Raw genomic sequence first — 22,650 nt, 5'->3', positions numbered from 1 at the left:
GGTTTACCGGCTCATGGCCGACACCGTGATCAACCCGGGAAGGCCCCCGGATGCGTCTGCTCACGCACCGCGATGTACTGCTGCCGCACCGAGTGCCCGACCGGCCCGTCGTCCGGGCCCGGTTCCACCACGGCGTAGTCCGCCGGGTGCCAGTACGGGGGCTGCTCCGGCGCGGCCGTGCCGTTCACCACACCCAGCGACCAGGCCGCCTGGCGCGCCGCGCCCAGCGCCGCGTACTCGCCCGGCGGCGGCACCACGACCTGCGCGCCCAGCAGCGCCGGGGCCATCGACCGCACGGCGGGCAGGTCGCCCGCGGGGCCCAGCAGGAAGATCCGGCGCACCTCCACCCCGCGCGCCCGCAGCACGTCCAGCGCGTCCGCCAGCCCGCACAGCATCCCCTCGAACGCCGCCCGCGCCAGGTGCTCCGGCTTCATGCTCTCGCGCCGCAGCCCGTGCAGCGTCCCCGCGGTGTGCGGCAGGTCCGGGGTGCGCTCGCCCTCCAGGTACGGCAGCAGCACCAGGCCGTACGAACCCGGCGTGGAGCGCATCGCCAGCTCCGACAGCCCGGCCAGGTCGGTGCCGAGCAACTCGGCCGTACCGCGCAGCACCCGTACCGCGTTGCGGGTGTGCACCACCGGCAGGTGGCGGCCGGTCGCGTCGGCGAAGGAGGTGATCATGCCGGACGGGTCGCTCAGCGCGTGGTGGTGCACCGCGAAGACCGTCCCCGCCGCGCCCAGCGACACCACCGCGTCCCCGGGGCCGACGCCGAGGCCCAGGGCGGCCGCCATGTTGTCCCCGGTGCCGGCCGAGATCAGCAGGCCCTCCGGGGTCCGGCCGGCCGGTTCGGCGGGGGCCAGCACATCGGGCAGCTGCACGGGATGGCCGAGCGCCAGTTCCACGAGGTCCGTGCGCCACCGGCCGGTCGCCGCCGACCAGTAGCCCGTGCCCGAGGCGTCGCCGCGGTCCGTCGTACGCCGTTGGGGGCGGCCCATCAGCTGCCACACCAGCCAGTCGTGCGGCAGCAGCACCTGCGCGGTGCGCTGCGCCGAGGCCGGTTCGTGCCGGGCCAGCCAGCGCAGCTTCGCCACCGGGTACGCGGCCTGCGGCACCGCACCGACCGCCTCCGCCCAGGCGCCGGGACCGCCCAGCTCCTCGGTCAGGTCGGCGGCCTGGATCTGCGCCCGCTTGTCGTTCCACAGCAGTGCGGGCCGCACCAGCGCCCCGCCGGTGTCCAGCGCCAGCATCCCGTGCTGCTGCCCGGAGACCCCGATGGCCTCCACGCCCTCGAGCATCCCGCCCTTGGCGGCCTCGCCCAGCGACAGCAGCCACGCCTCGGGGTCGACCTCGGTCGGCGTCGCGCCGCCCTCGCCGCCCGGCAGGGGGTGCGGGGCGTGCGTCTGACGGAGCACGGCCCCGCTCCCGGTGTCGCACACGACCACCGTCGTGCCGGTGCCCGAGCTGTCGATCCCCGCCACAATCCCCATGCGGGCATCATGCCGCACCCGGCGCGTACGGCGGAAAACCGGTCACCCGCACCCGTGCCCTCACCCCCGCCGGTGCGGCCGGGTCCGTCAGGTGTTGCTGGTGCCCCAGTCGTCCTCGACGCCCGAGCCGTTGCCGCGCACCCGGCGCAGCCGCTCCGCGACCGCCGGCGGCAGCCGGTCCCCGACCTTGGCGGTCACCACGTCCACGGCCTTCACGGCCGCCCCGCGCCCGGCCTGTCCCGCGGACTCCACGGTGTTCCGCACCGCCGGGTTCTGCGCGATGCGCTGGGCGCCCTTGCGCAGCTGCTCGTACCGGTCGCGGCCGGCCCGCGCCCCGAGCACGTACCCGACGGCGACCCCGCTGATGAACGTCAGCCGGTAGCGCATGGCTCCACCCTCTCCTCGTCTCGGGGCTGTGCTTGGCGCCTACCCTTCGTGGCCTGCGGACAACCACGGAGATACGGGTTGGCGGAGCACCCCCCACCTTGCGCTAATGTATGTGTCGCAGCGAGCGCACGCCGTCCGGGATGCCGGAAACGGGTGCATTCGGTGCAAGCGGAGCGATCCCCTGTAGCTCAATTGGCAGAGCAGCCGGCTGTTAACCGGCAGGTTACTGGTTCGAGTCCAGTCGGGGGAGCTCGCGCTCCTCTATCCCCTGTAGCTCAATTGGCAGAGCAGCCGGCTGTTAACCGGCAGGTTACTGGTTCGAGTCCAGTCGGGGGAGCAGCGGCCAAGGACCCCCTCGGGGGTCCTTTTTCGTACCCCCGGGAACCGATCGTACGGTGATCGCAGTCCACCAGGTGGTGCGTCTGTGACCCGCGAGGGCGACAGATCGTATGAGCAGCTATGCTGCGGCAGACGGCGTGCGCGGGATGGTGACGGCGCGCCGTACGGGGCGGTAGCTCAGCCGGTTAGAGCAGCGGACTCATAATCCGTCGGTCGTGGGTTCGAGTCCCACCCGCCCCACCAAGGGCCGTGGGCCCGCAGGTTCAGGACCTGCAGCGGATAACGAACGAAGCCCCTCCGGGTCACCCGGAGGGGCTTCATCGCTCGTCAGCCGGCCTGCTCCCGGGCCGAGTTGCCGGACGTTCCGCCCGACGGGCCGTCACCCCGTTCGGCCGCCCGGGGACATGCGGCGGTCAGCTGGGGCCGGTGTGGAGCGGGGCGGGCGCGCGCCGGACGCACGCCTCGGCGTCGGCGCAGAGGACGAGGATGCCGCCCGGGCCCGAGCCGGTCTCGACGAGGTGGGAGACGCCGTCCTCGGTGTACGTCCGGCAGCGCGCACAGGTGCCGGTGACCCGGTCGCCGGTGGTGCTCATCGCGGGCCCTCCCGGTGGCAGGAGCAGCGGCAGCGCGGTGTGACGAGGATGCCGGGGTGGCCGGGCAGCGGGTGGTCGTCCAGTCGCCTGCACTGGCGGTGCAGCTCCTCGTGCTCCGGGCGCTTCGCCAGTTCGCAGTGCTCGGACAGGCGGGCCGCGGCGGCCTCCGCCCCTCGTGCGCGCAGGTGGACACCGTCGTCCATGTCGACCCCTTCCGGCCGGCCGTGCCCCGTCGTCAGCGGTCCGTCGGGGACTTCTCCGTGCCCACTCTAGGCGACCTGTACACCCCTGTACATACCTATGTATGCCTAGGCGTGTCTATGAACGGTTACGCGCCGTTACGTACAGTCCGGATGTGATCGACTACGACCCGACGCGACCGAAGTGGGAGCAGATCGCCGAGGTGCTCCGCGAGCGCATCGCCGACGGCACGCTGCCCCCTCGCGCCCTCGTCTCCGAGGTGCAGCTGGAGTCCGAGTTCGGCGTGGCCCGCGGCACCGTCCGGAAGGTGACGGCCGCCCTGCGCGAGGAGGGCCTCATCGTCACCACTCCGGGCATGGGCTCCTTCGTCGCGGAGCCGGACGAGGGCTGAACCCGGCGGTTCGGACTTCCTCCCCGTCCGCGCGAAGGCGCCCCCGGCCCGGCCGGGGGACCGGCGGGCAGGGGGCGCGTCGTGGGGGAGACGTCGGCGGACGGGGCGTCAGACCGAGGAGAGGTCGATCGCGCGGTCGGCGTCCGCGGGGCGCAGGACGCGGAGGATGCCCTCCAGGAGGTAGTAGTCGGCGTAGGGGACGGAGACCTCGACGCCGTCCTCGGCCGGGCGGTTGCGGGTGCAGCGGGCGACGACGGCCTGGGCGCGGGTCGAGCGGGTCGTCAGGCAGGTGCGGGAGAGGGCGAGGAGCAGGCGCAGGGCGCTGTCGCGGTAGCGCGCCGTGCCGGTGGCCGCGGCCAGGTCGAGCAGGCCGCAGGCCAGGACCGCGCCGGCCGAGGCGTCCTTGACGTCGTTCGGCTGCTGCGGGGCGAGGTAGTCCCAGACCGGTACGTGATCGGGCGTCAGCGCGCCGAGCGAGAAGTCGGCGAGCCTGCGGGCGGTGGCGAGGAAGGCGGGGTCGCCGGTTCGGCGGAACATCGTGGTGAAGCCGTAGACGCCCCAGGCCTGGCCGCGGGACCAGCAGGAGGAGGGGCTGTAGCCCTGCACGGTGTTCGGGCCGAGCGGGGCGCCGGTGGCCGGGTCGAAGTCGAAGACGTGCGGGGACGAGCCGTCGGGGCGGAGGAAGTGGCGCTGGGTCGTGCGCGCGTGCGCGACGGCGACGTCGAGGTAGGCCGGGTCCCCGGTCTGCCGCGTGGCGAAGGCCAGCAGGTCCAGGTTCATCATCGTGTCCATGATCACCCGGCCCGCGTTGTCCGCGCTGCCGAGCGCGCCCCAGGCCCGGATGAAGCGGCCCGCCGAGTTGTACCGCTTGCTCAGGCTGGAGGCCGCCTGCAGCGCGCCGTCGCGCCACTTGGGGTCGCCGGTGAGCCGCCAGGCGGTCACCCAGGACGGGTAGAAGAGGAAACCGAGGTCGTGCGTGCCGGTGTCGGTGCGCCGGGGGGCGAGCCGGTCGGCGGCGGCGAGGGCGAGGGAGCGGAACTGCGCGTCGCCGCTGTGCAGCCACGCCATCCACAGCGTGCCGGGCCAGAAGCCGCCGACCCAGTCGCCGCCCGCGGAGTAGGTCCACTTCTCGAACTTCGTGATGACGGGGAACGAGGTGACGCCGGGTGCGACGGCGCGCAGCTTCGCCACGGCGTAGTCCGCCGCCTCCCGTAGCGCGCGGAGCGTCGCGGCCGGGTCGTCGGCGTGGGCGGCCGACGTGCCGGACGCGGGGGCCGCGGCCTGTGCCGGGGGTGTGAGCGCGGTGGTCGCCGCGGCGGCGCCGGCGGCGGAGGTCAGTAAGTGACGCCGGGAGATGCCCATGGGTGCCAGCCCTTCGGAGTGGGGGGCGGTTCACGAGGAGGCCACGGGTCAGCGTGTCATGGCTATGACATGTCTGTACACCTACGTGGCGTCAGTTCCTGTACGTGAACGCCGAGTCGGCGACTTTGGCCGGAGGGGCGCTCTTGACGCTCTTCCGGTGCCGCCCTAGGTTCCGGTGGCGCGTTCATGGAGTTGTGCTCTGTTCATGTACACAGACGCAAGGAGAAGAGACATGCGCTCCCCCTCAGGCCGGTCCCGGCGCCGCCGCGCAGGCGTCGCCGCCGTCCTCGCGGCCCTCCTCGTCCCGCTGGTCTGCGCGGCCCCCGCCGCGGCCCGGCCGGACGGTCACCACGGCGCGGCCGGCGGCCCCACCGCCGCGCCGCGGACGGTCGTCCTCGACGGGAAGGACCTCGTACGGGCGAAGGCCCGGCTCCGGGACGGTGACCCACGGGCCCGCCGCGCCCTGCGGGACCTCGTCGTCCAGGCCGACGCGTGGCTGGGGCAGGGCCCGTGGACGGTCGTGGACAAGGACCGCGTCCCGCCCAGCGGCGACCCGCACGACTACTTCAGCCAGGCCCCCTACTGGTGGCCCGGCGCGCCCAGGACGCCCGACAACCCGCAGGGTTGCCCGTACGTGCAGCGCGACGGGCAGCGCAACCCCGAGGTCGACGAACTCACCGACCACGACGAACGGGGCAAGGTCTTCGAGTCGGCCTACGAACTCTCCCTGGCCTGGTACTACACCGGCCGGCGCGCGTACGCCGAGCACGCGGCCCGCATCCTGCGCACCTGGTTCGTCGACCCGGCGACGCGGATGAACCCGAACCTGGGCAACGCCCAGGCGATCCCCTGCCGTTACGACGGACGGGCCATCGGCATCATCGACTTCTCCCAGGGCTTCACCAGCCTCCTCGACGCCACCGCCGTCCTGGACCTGGGCGCCCCCGGCTGGTCGGCGGGCGACCGCGAGGGCATGCGGGCCTGGGAGGAGGGCTTCCTCGACTGGCTGCTGGACAGCGACTTCGGCCGGCAGGAGGGCGCCGCCGCCAACAACCACGGCACCTTCCACCACATGCAGGTCGCCGCGCTCGCCGCCGCCACCGGCCGCACCGCGCTCGCCCGACGGACCGTCAGCGACGCGGGGACCGGGTTGATCGACCCTCAGATCGCCCCCGACGGCGCCCAGCCGCAGGAGCTCGCGCGCACCCGCAGCTGGCACTACTCCACCTTCAACCTGGTGGCCTTCACCCGGCTGGCCGCCGTCGGCGAGCACGTAGGCGTCGACCTGTGGCAGCGCACCGGCCCGGGCGGCGCGTCACTGCGGCAGGCCGTCGGCTTCCTGCTGCCGGCCGCCACCGGCGCCGAACCGTGGCCCCACCCGGAGCTGGACTTCCACGCCTACGCCGCCTCCGACCTGGTCCACGCCGCCGCCGACCACGGCGACCGGCGGGCGCGCGCGGCGCTCGCGGACCTGGAGGCGCCCCCGGGCGGCGACCTGTGGACGCTGCGGCCCGCCCCGGAGCAACTGGACGGCATCACGGGCTGAACGGGGACCGGCCGGGGCCCGGAGGTCCTCCGGATGCGCCATCCGGGTGACTGTGATGTGCTGGGTCTGTCGATGACGGCCCGGCACCGTGATGCGGTGCCCCGGGCCCCGGCTATCCCGCCCCTCTCCAGGGGGCCGGTGATCCGCGCTCCCTCGCAGGCACCGTCGTGTGCCCGGTGCCTCGGGAGCGCCGGCACCGGCAGGTCCGACCACCCGACCCCCGAGGTGGATCCCATGGCTCTCACGAAGAAGCTCGCCGCCGCCACGGCCGCCGCGCTCGCGGCGGGGGCCCTGGCCCTCGGCGGTGCCGGCACGGCCGTCGCCGAGGACGGCTGCCACGGCCAGGACGGGCAGGGCGGTTCCGGCTCGCACTGCGCGCCGGACGTCTCGGAGTGGTCCACGGCGGACGTCCAGGAGGCGCTGCAGTCCTTCCTGCAGGCGCACCCGGACATCGCGGCCGATCCCCATGTGCAGGCCTTCGCCGCCCTCGCGACGCAGTGGCTGCAGGCGCATCCCGGGATGACGGCCGACCAGTTGACGGCGGCGCTCGGGCCGGTCGTCTCCTGCCTGAAGGCGGGCGGCGCACCGCAGTCCTGTGTGACGTCGCAGTCCTGACGGCCCCGGCGGAGCGGTCCGATGTCGCCCGAGGGCCCGATGATCCTCGTGACCGGCGCGGCCGGCAGCGTGGGAGGGGTCGGCCGCACCACCGTCGAGTTGCTGAGGGAACGCGGCTTCCCCGTCCGCGCCTTCGTCCACCGGGAGGACGAGCGGGCGGAGCGGCTGAGGGCCACCGGGGCCGAGGTGTCCACCGGCGACCTGACCCGGACCGCGGACGTCGCGCGGGCCGCGGAGGGCTGCGGCCGGATGTACTTCGGGATGGGCGTGTCGGCGCAGTACCTGCAGGCCGCCGCGACGACGGCGGCCGTGGCCCGCGCCCACGGGGGTCTGGACGTGTTGGTGAACATGTCGCAGATGACGGTCTCCCAGATGGACCTCACCAGTACGACCGAGTCGAAGCAGCAGTGGCAGCAGTGGCTGGCGGAGCAGGTCATGAACTGGTCCGGGGTGCCGGTGTGCCACATCCGGCCGACGGTCTTCATGGAGAACCCGCTCTTCCTCGGGCTCGGCTTCCGCTCGATCACCCGGGACGGCACGATCCGGCTGCCCTTCGGCGACGGGCGGACCTCACCCGTCGCGGCCCGCGACGTGGCCGAGGTGGTCACGGCGGTGCTGACGGACCCGGCGCCGCACGTCGGCCGGGTCCACGAGCTGACCGGCGCGGAGTCCCGCGACATGACCGCGATCGCGGCCGAGTTCACCGAGGTGCTGGGCCGGGAGGTCGGCTACGTCGACGTGCCGTACGAGGAGTGGCTCCCGGAACTGGACGCCCTGGGGCTCCCCGACCACGTGCGGCAGCACATCGCCACCATGGCCCGCCTGCACGCGGCGAACCGCTACGACCGCGCCACCGACGACATCGCGCGGATCCTGGGCAGACCGGCCCACGGCGTCGCGGAGCTGGTCCGGGAGCACCCCGAGGTGTTCGGCTGACGCCCGCCGCCGTCAGTGGTCCGCGCAGCAGGGTGTCGGGTTGGGCACCTCGAACGGGGCGAGCCGTCCGCCGACCGCGGGGACCAGCGGCAGGACCAGCTCACCCGCGCGCCACTCGGGGCGGACGTGTCCGCTGGTGAGGATCTCCGCGGACGGCGCGGGCCGCTCGTCCGCGGGGGAGCCGAGCACGACGAGCCGGGTGATCGGGGTGCGGTCCAGCAGTTCGGCCACGGTGACCGTGCCCGTGAGGCCGTCGACGCCCGGGTACACCACCGCCCGGCCCGCGGTGCGTGCCGCGGCCTCGGCGGCGGCGCCGGCCGCCGCCTCGGCCAGGGCGGCCGGGCCGTGGCTGCGGCCGGCCAGGAAGACGCCGAGGCCGGCCGGGGCCGCACCGGCGCCGGTCCCGTCCGCGCCCGTTCCCTCCGCCTCCGTGAGCAGGTGCCACGCCGCCTCCGCGACGGCGGGATCCGCCGTCGCCAGCGAGAGGGCCGTGTGCGGATCACCGTCGCGTACCAGGTGCGTGCACGCGACGGTGCCGGCGGGGAGGCCGAGCCGGTCCACCAGGTGGTGGACCAGGTGGTCGGCCTCCCTCAGGCCCGGGGAACCGGCGTCGACGCCGAGGACCGTGGGGGCCGTCGTCACGCGGGCAGCACCCAGATCGGGTTGGAGTAGAACCACAGGTCCTTCCACGGGTCGGCGTCGCCCAGGACGTCGATCGCCGGACCCGCCGGGTCCACCGCGGCACCGTTGATGCCGACCGCGCCGCGGTTGCCGTCCGTCCCGCGCAGGCGGACGTAGAGGGGCTTGTCGACGCGGCCCAGGGAGTACGTCAGCCGTACCGCACCCGTCGAGCGGTTGACCTCGAAGGACTTCACGACCCTGGTGTCCGGGGTGGCGAAGGTGTCCTTGTGGGAGACCCGGCCGGTGACCGCGCCGCGGATGACGTCCACGCGGGCCAGCTTCGGCACGAACTGGGCCCAGTTGGGGCCGTTCGCCAGGTCGACGTCGACGACGAGGTCGACCTTGTCGCCGCGGCGCACCCGCAGCATGCCGCCGAGCGTCTCCTCGCGTCCGCCGGAGCGCAGCCGGGCGTCGAGACCGCTGATCAGCCCGCCGTGGTCGACCCAGACGCGGCCCTCGCGGATGCCGTCCATGACCGCGCGGTACGAGAAGCCGTCCGCCCCGACGTGGGTGCGGCTGTACTGGCCGGGCCAGAAGTCGCCGTCGGTCAGGCTGAGGCCGCCGCCGTAGACCGGGTCGTCGTAGTGGCCCTGGGTGGCGAAGTCGCCGCCGCCGCGGACCGCGGTGTCGGCGTAGACGTTGTGCGCGTCGGAGTTGGCGGTGATCCACCACGGCTTGCCCTCGGCGAGGAGGCTGTCCCACAGGCCGCCGACGGTCGCGGTCATCCAGTCGAAGCCGCCCCAGGTGCGGTAGCTCTCCAGCGGGTAGCCGGCCCAGGACTGGGCGCTCGGGCTGCTGTCGTAGAAGCCGCGGCCCGAGCCGGGGCCCTGCGGCGCGGGCAGGCCGGCGGCCTGGTGGCCGGGCGCGCCCTCCATGCCGACCGCGATGGCGGGCTGCGCGTCGCGCCAGGCGCGGATCTCGTGCGGGGAGTCCAGGCCCTTGCGCGCCGGGTGGTTGGCGAGGAACAGCGCGTCCTGCACCTTCTTGCGGCGGACGGCGTCGGCGAGGAAGTCCAGACCCGCGATGGCCAGCGCCTCGTTGGCCGGGGTGGGCGCGGTGGCGGCCTTGACCGAGCCGTCGAAGGAGTTCTCGAACTCCTTCAGCACGGCGACCTCGTTGCGGCCGGGGTGGACGAAGACCGTGCCGTGCTCGGCTGCGGGGATGTTCCACTCCAGGCCCTGGAAGACCAGGGTGTCGGAGATCTCCTCGCGGGCCGCGACGATGTGCGGGTTGACCTTGTCCACGCCGATCTTGGCGTGCTGCTCGCTGCCGTGGTCGGTGATGACCATCCAGTCCAGGCCGTTGGCGTTGGCGTGGCGGACGTGGTCGATGACGCGGTACTTGGCGTCGGAGCTGAACTGGGTGTGGATGTGGTGGTCGCCGGCCAGCCACAGGTGGCGACCGGAGTTCGAGCCGCCGTGTCCCTGGTGGCCGTGCGAGGAGGAGCCGTGGGCGGCGGCCTGGCCGGCGCCGGCGAGCACGCTGCCCGCGGCCAGCCCGGCGCCCAGCAGTCCGGTGCGGCGCAGCATGGAGCGCCGGGACAGCTGGGCGGGGGTCAGTTCCCCGTCCGGGACGGAGAGGTCGAGCGCGGGCGGCAGGGACTCCGTGCCGTCGCCGTGGTGGTCGTGCCCGTGGGTGTGGTCGTGCCCGTGGTGATGGCCGTGGCCCATGATCCGCTCCTAGCCCTCCGTGAGGGCGCCGGTCCGCGCTGACTTGGGGCGTGCGTCAGGAGAGCCTGCGGAGGCGGGATGAACGTCCCGGGCCACGAAGGTGGACACCACCGGGACGCGACATGTGATCTGGGACACAGGGAACAGTGCTGATCGCTCCACCGCGGCGCGGCGCGGGCCGACGGGAGGACCGGCGTGGAGCCTTACGGGGGGCGGTAGTTGGGGGTGCGGGCCGCTGCCTCGGGGCGGCACCGGGACGCGGCCGTCGCCGGGCCCGTTCCGTCCGTGGGACACCGGCTGCCGCCCGGCCGTTCACCGGGCGTTCCCCCGCCGGTCCGGCTCCTGCGTCATCCTTGCGCCCCCGTTCCGATGTGATCAAGGAAGTCCGCATGGATCAACTGCCCGACCTCAGGCCCGATTCCGCCGTGAAGCCCGACCGATGGGCCCAGTTCCGGGGGCTCTCCCCGTGGCAGGCCGGGGGTACGTACCTTCCGCTGGTGCTGATCGTCTTCGGCGGGCTCCTCGGCGGACTCGCCGGGGGAGCGGCCACGATGATCAACCTGAAGATCGCCCGTTCCGGGATGGCTCCCGCGGTGCAGGCGCTGGCCATGGTGGGCGTCGTCCTCGGTGCCGCGATCACCTACTTCCTGGCCGCCGCTCTCCTTTCCGCGGCGCTCGGTTAGGGGCCCGTCGAGGCGGCCGCAGGGGCGGACGAAGCGCCACGAGCCGCCTCTTAAGGTGGGGGCATGGCCTCCTCCACTTCGCCGAACGCCGTGCCGAACCCCGTGCCGAACGCCGTGCCGGACGCCGTGCCGGACGCCGTTCCGGACACAACGCCGCCCGGACAGGCTCCCGTCGGCCCCGCCGAGCTGATCGCCGACCCCTACGGGGCGTACGGCAGGCTCCGCGAGGCCGGCCCCGTCCATCGCGTCACCGGCACCGACGGACGTCCCGCCTGGGTGGTCACCCGGTACGAGGACGTGCGCCAGGCGCTCGGCGACCCGCTGCTGTCCCTGGACAAGCGCAACGCCCTGCCCGGCAACTACTCCGGGTTCGCGCTGCCGCCCGCGCTCGACGCCAACCTGCTGAACATGGACCCGCCCGACCACACCCGCATCCGACGCCTGGTCGCGCAGGCGTTCACCCCGCGCCGCGTCGCGGACCTGCGCGAGCCCGTCCGCCGGACCGCCGCCGAGCTCCTGGACGCCGTCGCACCCGACGGCCGCGCCGAGCTGATCGCCGCATACGCCGCGCCGCTGCCGATCCGGGTGATCTGCGACCTGCTGGGCGTCGCCCCCGGCGACCGCCGCGACTTCCGGGGCTGGACGGACGCCCTGGTCGCGCCGGACCCGTCGCGTCCCGCCGCGGCGAAGGAGGCGGTCGCCGCGATGCTCGGGTACTTCGCGCAGCTCATCGCGCGCAAGCGCGCACACCCCGAGGACGACCTGCTCTCGGCGATGATCGCGGCCCGCGACGACGGCGACCGGCTCAGCGAGGACGAGCTGATGTCGCTGACCTTCCTCGTCCTGTTCGCCGGGTACGAGAACACCGTGCAGCTCATCGGCAACGCCGTCCTGGCGCTGCTGACGCACCCCGCACAGCTGGCGGCCCTGCGGGCCGAGCCGGGCAGGGCCGCGGCGGCGGTCGAGGAGCTGACCCGATGGGACGGGCCGGCGCCGCTGGCCATCCGGCGCTTCCCGCTGGAGGACGTCACCATCGGCGGCGTCACGATCCCCGCGGGCGAGACGGTGCTGCTGTCACTGGCCGCGGCCAACCGCGACCCCGCCCGTTTCGCCGAGCCCGACCTGCTCGACCTCGACCGCACCGACACCGCGCACCTCGGCCTCGGGCACGGCATCCACTACTGCCTCGGCGCGCCCCTGGCCCGGCTGGAGACCGAGATCGCGCTCACCGAACTGCTGGCCAGGTTCCCCGGGCTCGCCCTCGACGCGGACCCCGCGGAGCTGCGGTGGCGCCCCTCCCTGCGCACCCGGGGCCTGATCGCCCTCCCGGTCCGCTTCTGACCCGCGGTACGGGGCCGCGGTCACCGGCGGGCGGCGACGGTGGCCACCCCCGCCACCACCAGCGCGCACCCGGTGGCCGCGCCGAGCGCGGCGGGCGGTGAGACCAGGAGCACCAGCAGGCCCCCGGTGAGCGCGCCGGCCACCAGGGCGGCGACGCTCAGCGCCTGGCGCACGGCCACCCGCCGGTCGTGCGCCGCGGCGCCGGTGTCGCCCAGCAGCCCGACCAGGGTGCGGGTCATCACGGTCGTGGTCAGCCCCGCGATGCCGACGCGTCCCGCCATGGCGTTCTGCACGCCCAACGCCACCGCGCAGACCAGCACGAGCACCCGCCGCGGCCCGTCCAGCGCGTGCAGCGCCGTGGCCGAGGCGAGCAGCGCGGTCTCGCACAGGGCGGCCGCGCTCATCAGCGCGACCGGCCGGCCCAGCCGGTACAGCGCCGCCCGGCAGAAGAGGATGCCGACGGCGAAGCCGCCGAGCGCCACCAGCGAGGTGACGACGGAGAACCCGGGTGCCCCGGCCAGGCCCAGGCTGACGAAGACCAGGTTGCCCGTCATGTTCGCCACGAAGACGTGCCCCAGGCTGAGGATGCTCACGGCGTCGACCAGCCCGCTGAGCACGGTGAGGACCAGCAGCAGCACGGTCAGCAGGCGCCGCCCTTCCCCTTCCGGGCCACCGCTCATGTCCAGCCGCCTTCCGCACGGGTTCGGTGCCGCTCCTGGTCAGGATGCACCGGGCCGGGGCCCGGAGCAGACTTGTGCGTGTCCGCCCGGACCAGGGCGCGCCCCGACACGAAGGAGCGTGGTGATGGCGCAGCCGCTGCCGCAGCCGGTGCTCAGCCCTCTCACCACGTCCGCGATCTTCCTGGTCGTGACGGTCGACCCCGGCGGCGAGAGTGCCGTCCGGGATCTGCTGGAGGACCTGTCCGGGCTGCAGCGTTCGGTCGGCTTCGGGACCCCGGACGGGCGGCTCAGCTGCGTGGCGGGGGTGGGCTCGAACGTGTGGGGCCGGCTCTTCTCGGGACCGCGCCCCGCCGAGCTGCACCCGTTCACCGAGCTGACCGGGGCCCGCCACCAGGCGCCCGCCACCCCGGGCGACCTGCTCTTCCACATCCGGGCCGCGCGGCTGGACCTGTGCTTCGCCCTGGCCTCCCTGGTGATGGACCGGCTGCGCGGCCACGTCACGGTCCGTGACGAGGTGCACGGCTTCAAGTACCTCGACATCCGCGACCTGCTGGGCTTCGTCGACGGCACCGAGAACCCGGTGGGCCCCGAGGCGACCGAGGCGGTGCTGACCGGCGACGAGGACCCGGACTTCGCGGGCGGCAGCTACGTGGTCGTGCAGAAGTACGTGCACGACCTCGACGCCTGGAACGACCTGCCCGTCGAGGCGCAGGAGCGGGTGATCGGCCGCAGCAAGCTCGGGAACGTCGAGATGGACGACGACGTGAAGCCGGCCGACTCCCACGTCGCCCTGACCACGATCGTCGAACCGGACGGCACCGAACGGCAGATCCTCCGCGACAACATGCCCTTCGGCCGGGTCGGCACCGCCGAGTTCGGGACGTACTTCATCGGCTACGCCCGGACCCCCGAGGTCACCGAGCGGATGCTGCGCAACATGTTCCTCGGCGAGGGGCAGGCGAACCACGACCGGATCCTGGACTTCTCCCGGGCCGTGACCGGCACGCTGTTCTTCGCGCCCTCCGCCGACTTCCTGGACGACCTTCCCGATCCTCCCGCCGTCGCGGCCGTCCCGGTCGCGGAGTCGCTGGGGATCGGCGACCTGAGGAAGACCGTCACGCCATGAACAACCTGCACCGGGAACTCGCCCCGATCTCCGAAGCCGCCTGGGACGACCTGGAGGAGGAGGCGCGGCGCACCTTCAAGCGCCATGTCGCCGCCCGCCGGATCGTCGACGTGCCCGAGGCCGCCGGCCCCGGGTTCGCCGGGGTGAACACCGGCCGGCTCGACCCGGTCGAGGCGCCGCACGAGGACGTCGTCGCCCGGGTGCGCCGCGCGCAGCCGGTCGTCGAACTGCGCGTGCCCTTCACGGTCGACCGCGCCGAGGTCGACATCGTGGAGCGCGGCGCCGAGGACGCGGACTGGCAGCCCGTGAAGGACGCGGCCCGGCGCATCGCGTTCACCGAGGACCGGGCGGTCTTCGAGGGGTACGCGGCGGCCGGCATCGCCGGCATCCGCGCGAGCGCGTCCAACCCGCCGCTGAGCCTGCCCGGGGACGTGCGCGACTACCCCGACGCCGTCAGCCAGGCCATCTCGGCGCTGCGCCTCGCGGGCGTCGGCGGCCCGTACACGCTCGCGCTGAGCGCCGACGCGTACACCGCCGTCAACGAGACCTCCCACTACGGCTACCCGGTCCACGCGCACCTCGCCCGGCTCCTCGACGGGGAGATCGTGTGGGCGCCCGCCATCGACGGAGCGTTCCTGCTCTCGACCCGGGGCGGCGACTTCGAACTGCGCATCGGCGAGGACGTGTCCATCGGCTACCTGTCGCACGACGACACGAGCGTGCGGCTGTACTTCCAGGAGTCCCTGACCTTCCTGGTGCACACGGCGGAGGCGGCGGTCGCCCTCACCGCCGCGTGAGGACCGCCGGGTGCGGGTATTGCACCGTTATGACCGGAAAGCACAGGAAGGCATCGCTCTGGCCGCACCGCTCCCGGGTCAGGACCGGCGGTCCCGCCCGCCACGCGGCCCCGCACGGTGAGGACGCCCGCGGCCACCGGAGCGTCCCCGACGAGCTGCCGCCCGCCCACGCCCCGGTGGTGCCTGGCACCCACGTCGACGGCACGGAGGCGCCGCACCACCGCGCGTGAGAGCGGGCCGCGCCCGAGCCGCCGGACGTGGCGGAGGCTCCCCGCGGCGTCCTGAGCGCGACCAGCGGGGGACCGGATCGCCGGGCGTACGACCGTCCGGAGCCCCTTCGCCGGCGGCCCTGACGGCGTGTCCGCGTGCCGTGGCGCCGGTGCCGGAGGGCCCGCTGACGGGCCCTCGCGAAGTGTGCCCCCGTCCGGGTGGAGCGCACCGGGAGGGCGTGTCACGTTCCGTCACCGCGGGGACCGATTGTGTGATTATTCGGCCCGCTCGGTTGGAGGTAGTCCCCCCATGAAACCAGTGACGGAACGTCAGTCCGGCCACCGCGCCGCGGAGGTGCGCACCCGATGACGATGCACACCGAGAACGAGATCGTCATCGACGCACCCCTGCGGTACGTGTGGCTGCGGACCAACGACGTCGCCGGCTGGCCCGGCCTCTTCAGCGAGTACGCCGAGGCCGAGATCATCTCCCGGGAGGGCGACACCACCCGCTTCCGCCTCACCATGCACCCCGACGAGAAGGGCCGCGTCTGGTCCTGGGTGTCCGAGCGCACCGCCGACCCCGCCACCCGCACCGTGCGGGCGCGGCGGCTGGAGACCGGCCCGTTCGAGTTCATGAACATCTACTGGCAGTACGAGGAGCTCGGCCCGGAGAGCACCCGCATGCGCTGGCTGCAGGACTTCCGGATGAAGGTGGACGCGCCCGTCGACGACGAGGGCATGCGGCAGCGCATCAACAGCAACTCCCGCGTCCAGATGCAGCTCATCAAGGACCGCCTGGAGTCCCGCCGCATCCGGCCGCTCGGCACCCTGGACACGCACGCCGACACCCGCCGCGGCGGCGACATCCGCACCCTGCTGACCACCGCCTCGGTCGGCACCACGGACGGGTTCTGCGGCATGGTCACCGTCGGCCCCGGCGAGGCAGTCGCCGAGCACTACCACCCGTACTCGCAGGAGCAACTGGTCGTCGTCGAGGGCGAGGTGCGGGTCGACCTCGACGGTTCGCCGCGCAGCGTCGCCGCCAACGAGGCGCTGCTCGTGCCGCGCGGGGTCCGCCACCGGCTGGTGAACACCTCGGGCGCCGTGGCCCGCGCCGTGTTCTTCCTGGCGCCGCTGGCTCCGCGCCCCGACCTCGGGCACGTCGACACCGAGACCCGCGAGGAGGCCGCCGCCATCGCGCGCGCCGCCACCGCGACGGGACCCGCGACGGAGGGCCCGCCGCCGGGCCGCGAACTGGTCGACCGGTGACCGCGGGCCGTACCGCGCGCAGGGTGGTGGTGACGGGCGTCGGAGCCGTCGCCGCCGGCGGCGTCGGGCGGGAGGCGTTCTGGGAGCGGATCGTCGGGGGCAGGCCGGCGATCCGCCGGATCACCCGCTTCGACCCCTCGCGGTACCGCTCGCGGATCGCCGCCGAGGCCGACTTCGACCCCCTGGCGGCCGGGCTCACCCCGCGGGAGATACGCCGCAACGGCCGCTTCGCCCAGTTCGCGCTCGCCGCCGCCGCCGAGGCGCTCGCCGACAGCGGACTGCGCACCGAGGACGAGGACACCGACCGCGCCGGGGTCTGCCTCGGCACCGCCGTCGGCGCCACCGTCACCCTGGAGGACGAGTACGTCGTCGCCAGCGACGGCGGCCGGCACTGGGAGGTCAGCCCCGACCACGGCATGCCCTTCCTGCACCGGGCGATGCACCCCTCCTCGGCCGCCGCCGAACTCTCCCTCCGGTACGGCCTGCACGGCCCGTCCTCGGTCGTCTCCACCGGCTGCACGTCCGGCGTCGACGCGATCGGCTGCGCCTTCCGGACGCTCAGCGACGGCGAGGCCGACATCATGCTGGCGGGCGCGGGGGAGGCGCCCATCTCCCCGGTCACGGTGGCCTGCTTCGACGCCATCGGCGCCACCACCGCCTTCGCCGGCGACCCCGAGTCGGCACCGGCGCCCTTCGACGCCCGGCGCGACGGCTTCGTGCTCGGCGAGGGCGGCGCCGTGCTCGTCCTGGAGGAACTGGGGCACGCGCTGGCCCGGGGCGCGTCCGTGTACTGCGAGGTCCGCGGCTGGGAACACCGCACCGGCGCCTACCACATGACCGGTCTGCGCCCCGACGGCTACGACCTGAGCGAGGCGATCATCTCCGCCATGTCGGAGGCCGGCATCGCCCCGTGGCAGCTCGACTGGATCAGCGCCCACGGCTCCGGCACGGTGCAGAGCGACCGCTACGAGACCGCCGCCTACAAGCGCGCCCTCGGCGAGTACGCGCCCAAGGTGCCGGTCAGCTCCGTCAAGTCCGTCATCGGGCACTGTCTCGGCGCGGCGGGCGCCCTGGAGATGGCCGCCTGTGCCCTCGCCGTGCGGCGGGGGGTGATCCCGCCGACCGCCAACCTGCTGCGGCCCGACCCGCAGTGCGACCTCGACTACACGCCGGTCCTCGCCCGCGAACGGCGGGTGCGGCACGCGCTGTCGGTGGCCTGCGGCCTCGGCGGTTTCCAGTCGGCGATGGTCTTCTCGGCCCTGGGGCCGGACGCGGAACGGGAGGCGGAGGCATGACCACACGCGCGGTCCTCAGCGGGCTCGGGGTCGTCGCCCCCACCGGTGTGGGCGCCCGCCCCTACTGGCGGGCCACCGTCGCCGGGCGCAACGGCATTCGGCCGATCGGCAGGCCCGACGCGAGCCGCTCCCCGGTGGTGCTGGCCGGGGAGGTCACGGGGTTCGACACCACCCGCTGGATCGACGACCGGCTCCGCGCCGAGACCGACCGCTGGACCTGGTTCGCGCTGGCCGCGGCCGAGATGGCGCTGGCCGACGCGGCGCTGCGGCCCGCCGACCACCCCCCGTTCCACCTGTCGGTGGTCACCTCCAGCGGCTCCGGCGGCAACGAGTCCGGCCAGCGGGAGACCCACGCCCTGTGGGCGTCGCGGCAGCCCGGCGAGGCCGACGCCCACCAGTCCATCGCCTGGTTCCACGCGGCCGGCGCCGCCCAGATCTCCATCCGGCACGGGCTGACCGGCGGCTGCGGCGTCGTCGCCGCGGACGGCGCGGGCGGTCTGGACGCGCTCAAGCACGCCTGGCGGCTGCTGCGGCGCGGCGGCAAAGCCGTGATCGTCGGCGGCACCGAGGCGCCGCTGTCGCCCTACGCCCTCGCCTGCCAGTCCACCCTGCCCACCGTGCACCGCGGCAGCGACCCCGAAGGGGCCTACCTGCCCTTCAGCCCGCACGCCTCGGGGTTCGTCCCCGGGGAGGGCGGCGCCCTGATGGTCCTGGAGGAGAAGGCGCACGCCGCCGAACGCGGGGTGCGCGGCTACGCCGAACTGCTCGGCCACGCCGCCACGCACGACGCCCACCACCACACGGCCCCCGCGGCCGACGGCGTCCAGCTGGCCCGGGCCGTCACCACGGCACTGGAGCAGGCCGGCCGCGCCCCCGGGGACGTGGACGTGGTCTTCGCCGACGGCGCCGGCGACCCCGCCGGGGACGCGGCCGAGGCGGCGGCGCTGCGGCGGGTGTTCGGCGACCGGCTGGCGGAGGTCCCGGTCACGGTGCCCAAGGCGGGCGTCGGACGGCTCACCTCGGGCGCGGGCGCCCTGGACGCGGTCACCGCCGCCCTCGCCCTGCGCACCGGGGTCGTCCCGCCCACCCGCGGCGGCGACGCACAGGCCGCCCGGGAGCGGTACGGCATCCGCCTGGTGACCCGCTGGACGCGGCCGGAGCGGCTGACGACGGCCGTGGTCCTCGCCCGTGGGACCGGCGGATTCAACAGCGCCGTCGTCCTGGGGTCGTTGGACGCGGACTCCTCGTATTAGCGGCGCGGCCTACGGCCTGGGAGTGAATGAGGGAAAACCTGGAGCAATGCCCGTCACGTCCGCACGGCGGGGGGCGTTGCTCTGATGTCGGCGTCCGGAGGACGTCGTTGAACTCCCAGAGGAGAAACTCCCCATGCTGAAGAAGGCTCTCGCCTGCGCCTCCCTCGCCGTCGCGGCCACCGGTGTCGTGGTTCCCGCCGCCGTGGCCTCCGACACCTCGGGCGGGAACTACTCGCAGAACGTCAACCTGATCCCCCACCCCTGCCTGGACGTGAAGCGCATCAACGTGCTCAACCCGGTGGCGGTCGACCTGCTGACCGAGACCAGCGGCCAGCAGTGCAACGAGAAGTCGAAGGTCGTCGACGGACACAAGTCCGCGCTGTCGGACCTGATCGACGCCGGTGCCTACCAGAACTGACGGACCGGGCGCACCGAGGGCCCGGCCCCACGGATCTCCGTGGGGCCGGGCCCTTCTCCGTTCTCCGTCGTCCGGCGCCCGCCCCCGTCCGGCGCGCGCACGAACGGTGGCCGCCCCCGTGTGCCGGGGACGGCCACCGTGGATCCCGCCCGGAATCAGTTCTGGTACGCGCCGACGTCGGCGAGGTCGGACAGCGCGGACTTGTGCGCGTCCACCACACTGGACTTCTCGTTGCACTGCTGGCCGCTGGTCTCGGTCAGCGCGTCGAGCGCGACGGGGTTGAGGGCGTTGACGCGCTTCACGTCCAGGCACAGGTGCGGCAGGACGTTGACGTTCTGCGAGTAGTTCCCGCCGTGGACGTCGGAGGCCTGTGCGGTCGGCGCGAGGGCCGCGGCGCTGCCGGTGGCGGCCACTGCGAGGGTGGCGCAGGCGAGTGCCTTCTTCAGCATGTTGCGGAGCTCCAGATGAGGTGCGGACGGATGGCGGGGCGCCCGGGGGCGGGCGCTGCCGTCAGGAGTTGATGCAGACGTTGCCGGCCGTGAAGTTCAGCAGCGCGCCGGCGTTGATGCCGTTGCCGCAGATGTTGACCGGGATGTTGACCGGGACCTGGATGACGTTGCCGCTGAGCACACCGGGGGAGCCGACGGCCGCACCCTCGGCCGAGGCGCCGCCGCGGTCGTAGTGGCGGTCCTTGCCGCCGTCGCTTGCGAGCGCGCCGCCCGCACTGCCCATCACCGCGACACCGGCCGCTACGGTCAGCACGGCGGCCTTCGAAAGACGCTTCACGGGTTCTTCCTCTCCTTGGTCACTCACGTGCGGACTGGTCAACGACGCGCGACACGGGGCGGATGCGGAGCGTCACCCGAACAGCGGCCGGAACCAGGCGTCCGGGATGCTGAGCTGATAACCAGAAACCTGGGGGGCCGTCAGATCCCGATACCGGTCAAGGAGCTCCGCAGATGCGAAAGTCCTTGTGGCGGACGGCCTCCGCCGCCCTGACAACCGCCCTCCCCGTCCTCGCCCTCGCGGCCCCCCACCCGACCGCGGCGGAACCGCTGCCGCGTACCCCCGGGGCGATCCCGGACCAGTACGTCGTGACGCTGGACCCCGGCACCGCACCGCACACCGTCCTCGAAGGGCTGGGCGTCCAGCCGCTCTTCACCTACCGGCACGCGCTGACCGGCTTCACCGCCCGGCTCACCCCGGACCAGGTGCAGCGGGTCCGCGCCGCGTCCGGGGTGGACGAGGTGGAGCAGGACGCCGTGGTCGCCATCCCGCTCGGGGAGGACGCCCCCGCCGACAGCGACCTGGAACCCCCCTACCCCGGCGGCCTCCCGGGCGAGCCGGCCGGCCCCGTCGACTTCCCCCAGGACACCGGTGCACCCGGGGCGGTCCTTCCGGCGGGCCCGGGTGCCGGGCCGCTCCCCGTGCCGTACGAGCAGCCGCCGGAACAGTCCCCCGAGCAGGCGGTGCCGGAACTGTCCGGCCCGGACCCGGCGGCTCCGTACGGGACCTCCCCGGATCTGACGGTGCCGTTCCAGGTGGTGCCGGAGCCGGCCGGGCCGGGGCAGGAGCCGCCCGGGCAGTCCTCGCCGGTGCCCGCGGCGCCGGGGACGTCCGTCGCCCCGGGGCCCGGGACCAAGCCGGTCCTGGTCCCGCAGGCCGTACCCGGCCCGGTCACGCCCTCGGCCCCGGTGCCCGACTCCTCCGGGCCCCGGTCCAGGGGGCTGCGCGGCCTGGGCGGGTTCACGCCCTGGGGCCTGACCCGGATCAACAACCGGGCCCTCGGCGGCACCGGCTTCGAGGTGCGGGCCACCGGCGCCAAGGTCACCTCGTACATCGTCGACAGCGGCATCGAGTTCTCCCACCCGGACTTCGGCGGCCGTGCGGTGCCCGGGTACGACGCGATCGGTGACGGCCTGGACGGCGGGGACTGCAACGGCCACGGCACCCATGTGGCGGGCGTGGTCGGCGGCAGCTACACCGGTGTCGCGCGCAAGACGACGCTGGTGTCGGTGCGGGTCTTCCCGTGCGCCGGGCGGACCTCCACCTCCGCGGTGATCGCGGGCATCGACTGGGTCGCCGGTCACGCGAAGAAGCCCGCCGTGGCGAACCTGTCGCTCTCCGGGCGCTGGTCCCTGGCGGCCAACCGGGCCGTCGAGGGCCTGGCCGCGGCCGGGGTGTTCCCCGTCGCCGCGGCCGGGAACGACAACCTCAACGCGTGCTTCGTCTCGCCGGCCAGTTCGCGGACGGCCTTCACGGTCGGGGCGATCGACCAGGAGGACCGCCGTGCCTGGTTCAGCAACTGGGGCACCTGCGTCGACATCCACGCGCCGGGCATGGGCATCCTGTCGGCGTACCTCAACGGGAGCTTCCGCGACATGGACGGCACCTCGATGGCCGCCCCGCACGTCACCGGGATCGCGGCCCTGTACAAGGACACCCACGGCGACGCGTCCTTCACGGCGCTCAGCGCGTGGCTGACCGGGCACGCCGTCCGCAACGTGCCCATCGACGGCGGCTTCGGCACCGCGCGGCTGTCGGCCTTCACCAACGACCTGTGACGTGGCGGGGCCGCCGGAGGACGGTGTCCTCCGGCGGCCCCGGGTGGTGCGGCGGTGTGCGTCAGCCGTTGATGCAGACGTTGCCCGCGGTGGGGTTGAGCAGGCCGACCGCGTTCAGGCCGTTGCCGCAGACGTTGATCGGGACGTTGATCGGGACCTGGATGACGTTGCCGCTCAGGATGCCGGGGGAGCCGACGGCGATGGCACGGGCGTTGGCGCCGCTGCGGCGGTTGCCGTAGCCGTAGCCGTCGAAGCCGTAGCCCTTGCCGTAACCCTTGCCGTAGCCGTGGCCGCCGCCCTTGCCGCCGCCGTCGTAGCCGCCGGCGAGGGCGGTGGTGGCGGAACCGAGGACGAGGGCACCGGTGGCGACCGTCAGGGCGACAGCCTTGGAGAAACGCTTCACTTCTGTTCCTTTCGGACTGGAGGAGACCAAAGGTCGTGATCTGATCAACGACCCGATTTGTTCATGGATGCGCATGATCACCCGAATAGTCGTACCGGATTCGGATACGGCATGACGACTCGTCAGTTATTCGGGTTCCCGGCGGCCGTTCGGCGCATCGGGAGCGGCGGGACCGGGCGGGCGATGTGACGGGAGGTCACGTGCCTCGCGCCGCGATCGCACGTGTGCGACGGCCCGGCACCCGCACCGTCCGCGCCGGGGTCCGCCCCGCCTCCGGTGGCCGCTCCGGTGCGGTCGGCCGCCCCGGCTCCGGTGGCCGTCACCGCCTTCGTCCCCCGCGGGGGATGACGGGGGCGGAACGACGGAGAAGCGGGAAGGGGACGGCCACCCGGTACCGGGGGGGC

The 22,650-nt window shown here is 74.1% G+C and carries 25 protein-coding genes and 3 tRNA genes; 17 read left to right on the top strand and 11 right to left on the bottom strand.

Going from position 1 to position 22,650, the window contains the following annotated elements:
- Positions 1–29 precede the first annotated feature (29 nt).
- A complete protein-coding gene (locus tag ABZ479_RS12350) occupies positions 30–1,484 on the bottom strand; it encodes an FGGY family carbohydrate kinase (RefSeq protein WP_500461540.1) in 1,455 nt (484 codons plus the stop codon).
- An 87-nt stretch (positions 1,485–1,571) separates the two neighbouring features.
- Positions 1,572–1,871, bottom strand: coding sequence for a YtxH domain-containing protein (locus ABZ479_RS12345; RefSeq protein ID WP_500461539.1), 300 nt, complete (start codon positions 1,869–1,871; stop codon positions 1,572–1,574).
- A gap of 177 nt (positions 1,872–2,048) precedes the next feature.
- On the opposite strand from ABZ479_RS12345, the gene ABZ479_RS12340 reads away from it, so the two are divergent.
- The 3 genes from ABZ479_RS12340 (at position 2,049) to ABZ479_RS12330 (ending at position 2,453) form a co-directional block, all read left to right on the top strand.
- Positions 2,049–2,121 (top strand) — tRNA-Asn (locus tag ABZ479_RS12340).
- A 14-nt stretch (positions 2,122–2,135) separates the two neighbouring features.
- Positions 2,136–2,208 (top strand) — tRNA-Asn (locus ABZ479_RS12335).
- A gap of 168 nt (positions 2,209–2,376) precedes the next feature.
- A tRNA-Ile gene (locus ABZ479_RS12330) sits at positions 2,377–2,453 on the top strand.
- A 170-nt stretch (positions 2,454–2,623) separates the two neighbouring features.
- Here the strand turns inward: ABZ479_RS12330 and ABZ479_RS12325 are convergent.
- Positions 2,624–2,803, bottom strand: coding sequence for a hypothetical protein (locus ABZ479_RS12325; protein ID WP_500461538.1), 180 nt, complete (start codon positions 2,801–2,803; stop codon positions 2,624–2,626).
- Complete coding sequence (locus ABZ479_RS12320) at positions 2,800–3,006, bottom strand: hypothetical protein (protein ID WP_499598781.1); 207 nt, start codon at positions 3,004–3,006, stop codon at positions 2,800–2,802. Before ABZ479_RS12320 ends, ABZ479_RS12325 begins: the two co-directional genes overlap by 4 nt.
- Positions 3,007–3,158: 152 nt before the next feature.
- On the opposite strand from ABZ479_RS12320, the gene ABZ479_RS12315 reads away from it, so the two are divergent.
- A complete protein-coding gene (locus ABZ479_RS12315) occupies positions 3,159–3,395 on the top strand; it encodes a GntR family transcriptional regulator (RefSeq protein ID WP_500461537.1) in 237 nt (78 codons plus the stop codon).
- A gap of 108 nt (positions 3,396–3,503) precedes the next feature.
- On the opposite strand, the gene ABZ479_RS12310 is transcribed toward ABZ479_RS12315, so the two are convergent.
- A complete protein-coding gene (locus ABZ479_RS12310) occupies positions 3,504–4,757 on the bottom strand; it encodes a glycoside hydrolase family 88 protein (protein ID WP_500461536.1) in 1,254 nt (417 codons plus the stop codon).
- A gap of 232 nt (positions 4,758–4,989) precedes the next feature.
- On the opposite strand from ABZ479_RS12310, the gene ABZ479_RS12305 reads away from it, so the two are divergent.
- The 3 genes from ABZ479_RS12305 (at position 4,990) to ABZ479_RS12295 (ending at position 7,854) form a co-directional block, all read left to right on the top strand.
- Positions 4,990–6,303, top strand: a complete 1,314-nt coding sequence (locus ABZ479_RS12305) for an alginate lyase family protein (protein WP_500461535.1) — start codon at positions 4,990–4,992, stop codon at positions 6,301–6,303.
- A 234-nt stretch (positions 6,304–6,537) separates the two neighbouring features.
- A complete protein-coding gene (locus ABZ479_RS12300) occupies positions 6,538–6,918 on the top strand; it encodes a hypothetical protein (RefSeq protein WP_500461534.1) in 381 nt (126 codons plus the stop codon).
- A gap of 21 nt (positions 6,919–6,939) precedes the next feature.
- Positions 6,940–7,854 (top strand): NmrA family NAD(P)-binding protein, encoded by a 915-nt coding sequence (locus tag ABZ479_RS12295; RefSeq protein WP_500461533.1) that lies wholly within the window; start codon positions 6,940–6,942, stop codon positions 7,852–7,854.
- Positions 7,855–7,866: 12 nt separating this feature from the next.
- On the opposite strand, the gene ABZ479_RS12290 is transcribed toward ABZ479_RS12295, so the two are convergent.
- Positions 7,867–8,496, bottom strand: a complete 630-nt coding sequence (locus tag ABZ479_RS12290) for a hypothetical protein (protein WP_500461532.1) — start codon at positions 8,494–8,496, stop codon at positions 7,867–7,869.
- Positions 8,493–10,205 carry a PHP domain-containing protein gene (locus tag ABZ479_RS12285; RefSeq protein ID WP_500461531.1) on the bottom strand — a complete coding sequence of 571 codons (1,713 nt, stop codon included), beginning with the start codon at positions 10,203–10,205 and terminating at the stop codon, positions 8,493–8,495. The genes ABZ479_RS12290 and ABZ479_RS12285 overlap by 4 nt, the downstream gene beginning before the upstream one ends.
- A 389-nt stretch (positions 10,206–10,594) precedes the next feature.
- On the opposite strand from ABZ479_RS12285, the gene ABZ479_RS12280 reads away from it, so the two are divergent.
- Positions 10,595–10,888 (top strand): hypothetical protein, encoded by a 294-nt coding sequence (locus ABZ479_RS12280; RefSeq protein WP_500461530.1) that lies wholly within the window; start codon positions 10,595–10,597, stop codon positions 10,886–10,888.
- 63 nt (positions 10,889–10,951) lie between these two features.
- Entirely contained in the window at positions 10,952–12,229 is a 1,278-nt protein-coding gene (locus ABZ479_RS12275) for a cytochrome P450 family protein (protein WP_500461529.1), read from the top strand.
- A 20-nt stretch (positions 12,230–12,249) separates the two neighbouring features.
- Here the strand turns inward: ABZ479_RS12275 and ABZ479_RS12270 are convergent, their stop codons facing one another.
- The gene (locus tag ABZ479_RS12270) at positions 12,250–12,909 is read right to left on the bottom strand and encodes a YoaK family protein (RefSeq protein ID WP_500461528.1); all 660 of its coding nucleotides are present in this window, start codon (positions 12,907–12,909) and stop codon (positions 12,250–12,252) included.
- Between the two features lie 124 nt (positions 12,910–13,033).
- Here ABZ479_RS12270 and ABZ479_RS12265 point away from each other — a divergent pair, with 124 nt between their 5' ends.
- The 7 genes from ABZ479_RS12265 (at position 13,034) to ABZ479_RS12235 (ending at position 19,279) form a co-directional block, all read left to right on the top strand.
- Entirely contained in the window at positions 13,034–14,035 is a 1,002-nt protein-coding gene (locus ABZ479_RS12265; RefSeq protein ID WP_500461527.1) for a Dyp-type peroxidase, read from the top strand.
- On the top strand, positions 14,032–14,832 hold the full coding sequence (locus ABZ479_RS12260; RefSeq protein ID WP_500461526.1) for a family 1 encapsulin nanocompartment shell protein: 801 nt from the start codon (positions 14,032–14,034) through the stop codon (positions 14,830–14,832). Before ABZ479_RS12265 ends, ABZ479_RS12260 begins: the two co-directional genes overlap by 4 nt.
- A 29-nt stretch (positions 14,833–14,861) precedes the next feature.
- Entirely contained in the window at positions 14,862–15,062 is a 201-nt protein-coding gene (locus ABZ479_RS12255) for a hypothetical protein (protein ID WP_500461525.1), read from the top strand.
- A 345-nt stretch (positions 15,063–15,407) separates the two neighbouring features.
- The gene (locus tag ABZ479_RS12250; protein ID WP_500461524.1) at positions 15,408–16,313 is read left to right on the top strand and encodes a cupin domain-containing protein; all 906 of its coding nucleotides are present in this window, start codon (positions 15,408–15,410) and stop codon (positions 16,311–16,313) included.
- The gene (locus ABZ479_RS12245; protein ID WP_500461523.1) at positions 16,310–17,608 is read left to right on the top strand and encodes a beta-ketoacyl-[acyl-carrier-protein] synthase family protein; all 1,299 of its coding nucleotides are present in this window, start codon (positions 16,310–16,312) and stop codon (positions 17,606–17,608) included. Before ABZ479_RS12250 ends, ABZ479_RS12245 begins: the two co-directional genes overlap by 4 nt.
- Positions 17,605–18,861 (top strand): beta-ketoacyl synthase N-terminal-like domain-containing protein, encoded by a 1,257-nt coding sequence (locus tag ABZ479_RS12240; RefSeq protein WP_500461522.1) that lies wholly within the window; start codon positions 17,605–17,607, stop codon positions 18,859–18,861. The genes ABZ479_RS12245 and ABZ479_RS12240 overlap by 4 nt, the downstream gene beginning before the upstream one ends.
- Positions 18,862–18,994: 133 nt before the next feature.
- A complete protein-coding gene (locus ABZ479_RS12235; protein WP_500461521.1) occupies positions 18,995–19,279 on the top strand; it encodes a hypothetical protein in 285 nt (94 codons plus the stop codon).
- A 155-nt stretch (positions 19,280–19,434) separates the two neighbouring features.
- On the opposite strand, the gene ABZ479_RS12230 is transcribed toward ABZ479_RS12235, so the two are convergent.
- Both ABZ479_RS12230 and ABZ479_RS12225 read right to left on the bottom strand, forming a co-directional pair.
- Positions 19,435–19,728 carry a hypothetical protein gene (locus ABZ479_RS12230; protein ID WP_499598756.1) on the bottom strand — a complete coding sequence of 98 codons (294 nt, stop codon included), beginning with the start codon at positions 19,726–19,728 and terminating at the stop codon, positions 19,435–19,437.
- Positions 19,729–19,789: 61 nt separating this feature from the next.
- Positions 19,790–20,065, bottom strand: coding sequence for a chaplin (locus tag ABZ479_RS12225; protein WP_499598755.1), 276 nt, complete (start codon positions 20,063–20,065; stop codon positions 19,790–19,792).
- Between the two features lie 173 nt (positions 20,066–20,238).
- Here ABZ479_RS12225 and ABZ479_RS12220 point away from each other — a divergent pair, with 173 nt between their 5' ends.
- The gene (locus tag ABZ479_RS12220; RefSeq protein WP_500461520.1) at positions 20,239–21,843 is read left to right on the top strand and encodes a S8 family peptidase; all 1,605 of its coding nucleotides are present in this window, start codon (positions 20,239–20,241) and stop codon (positions 21,841–21,843) included.
- Positions 21,844–21,904: 61 nt separating this feature from the next.
- On the opposite strand, the gene ABZ479_RS12215 is transcribed toward ABZ479_RS12220, so the two are convergent.
- Positions 21,905–22,246: a chaplin gene (locus ABZ479_RS12215; protein ID WP_500461519.1), complete on the bottom strand. Its 342-nt coding sequence runs from the start codon at positions 22,244–22,246 to the stop codon at positions 21,905–21,907.
- Positions 22,247–22,650 lie beyond the last annotated feature (404 nt).

Origin of the sequence: Streptomyces sp. NPDC005722, from assembly GCF_040630935.1 — a bacterium.
GTDB lineage: Bacteria > Actinomycetota > Actinomycetes > Streptomycetales > Streptomycetaceae > Actinacidiphila.
Note: the sequence above shows the minus strand (reverse complement) of the source record. Positions and strands in the feature narration are given on the sequence as shown.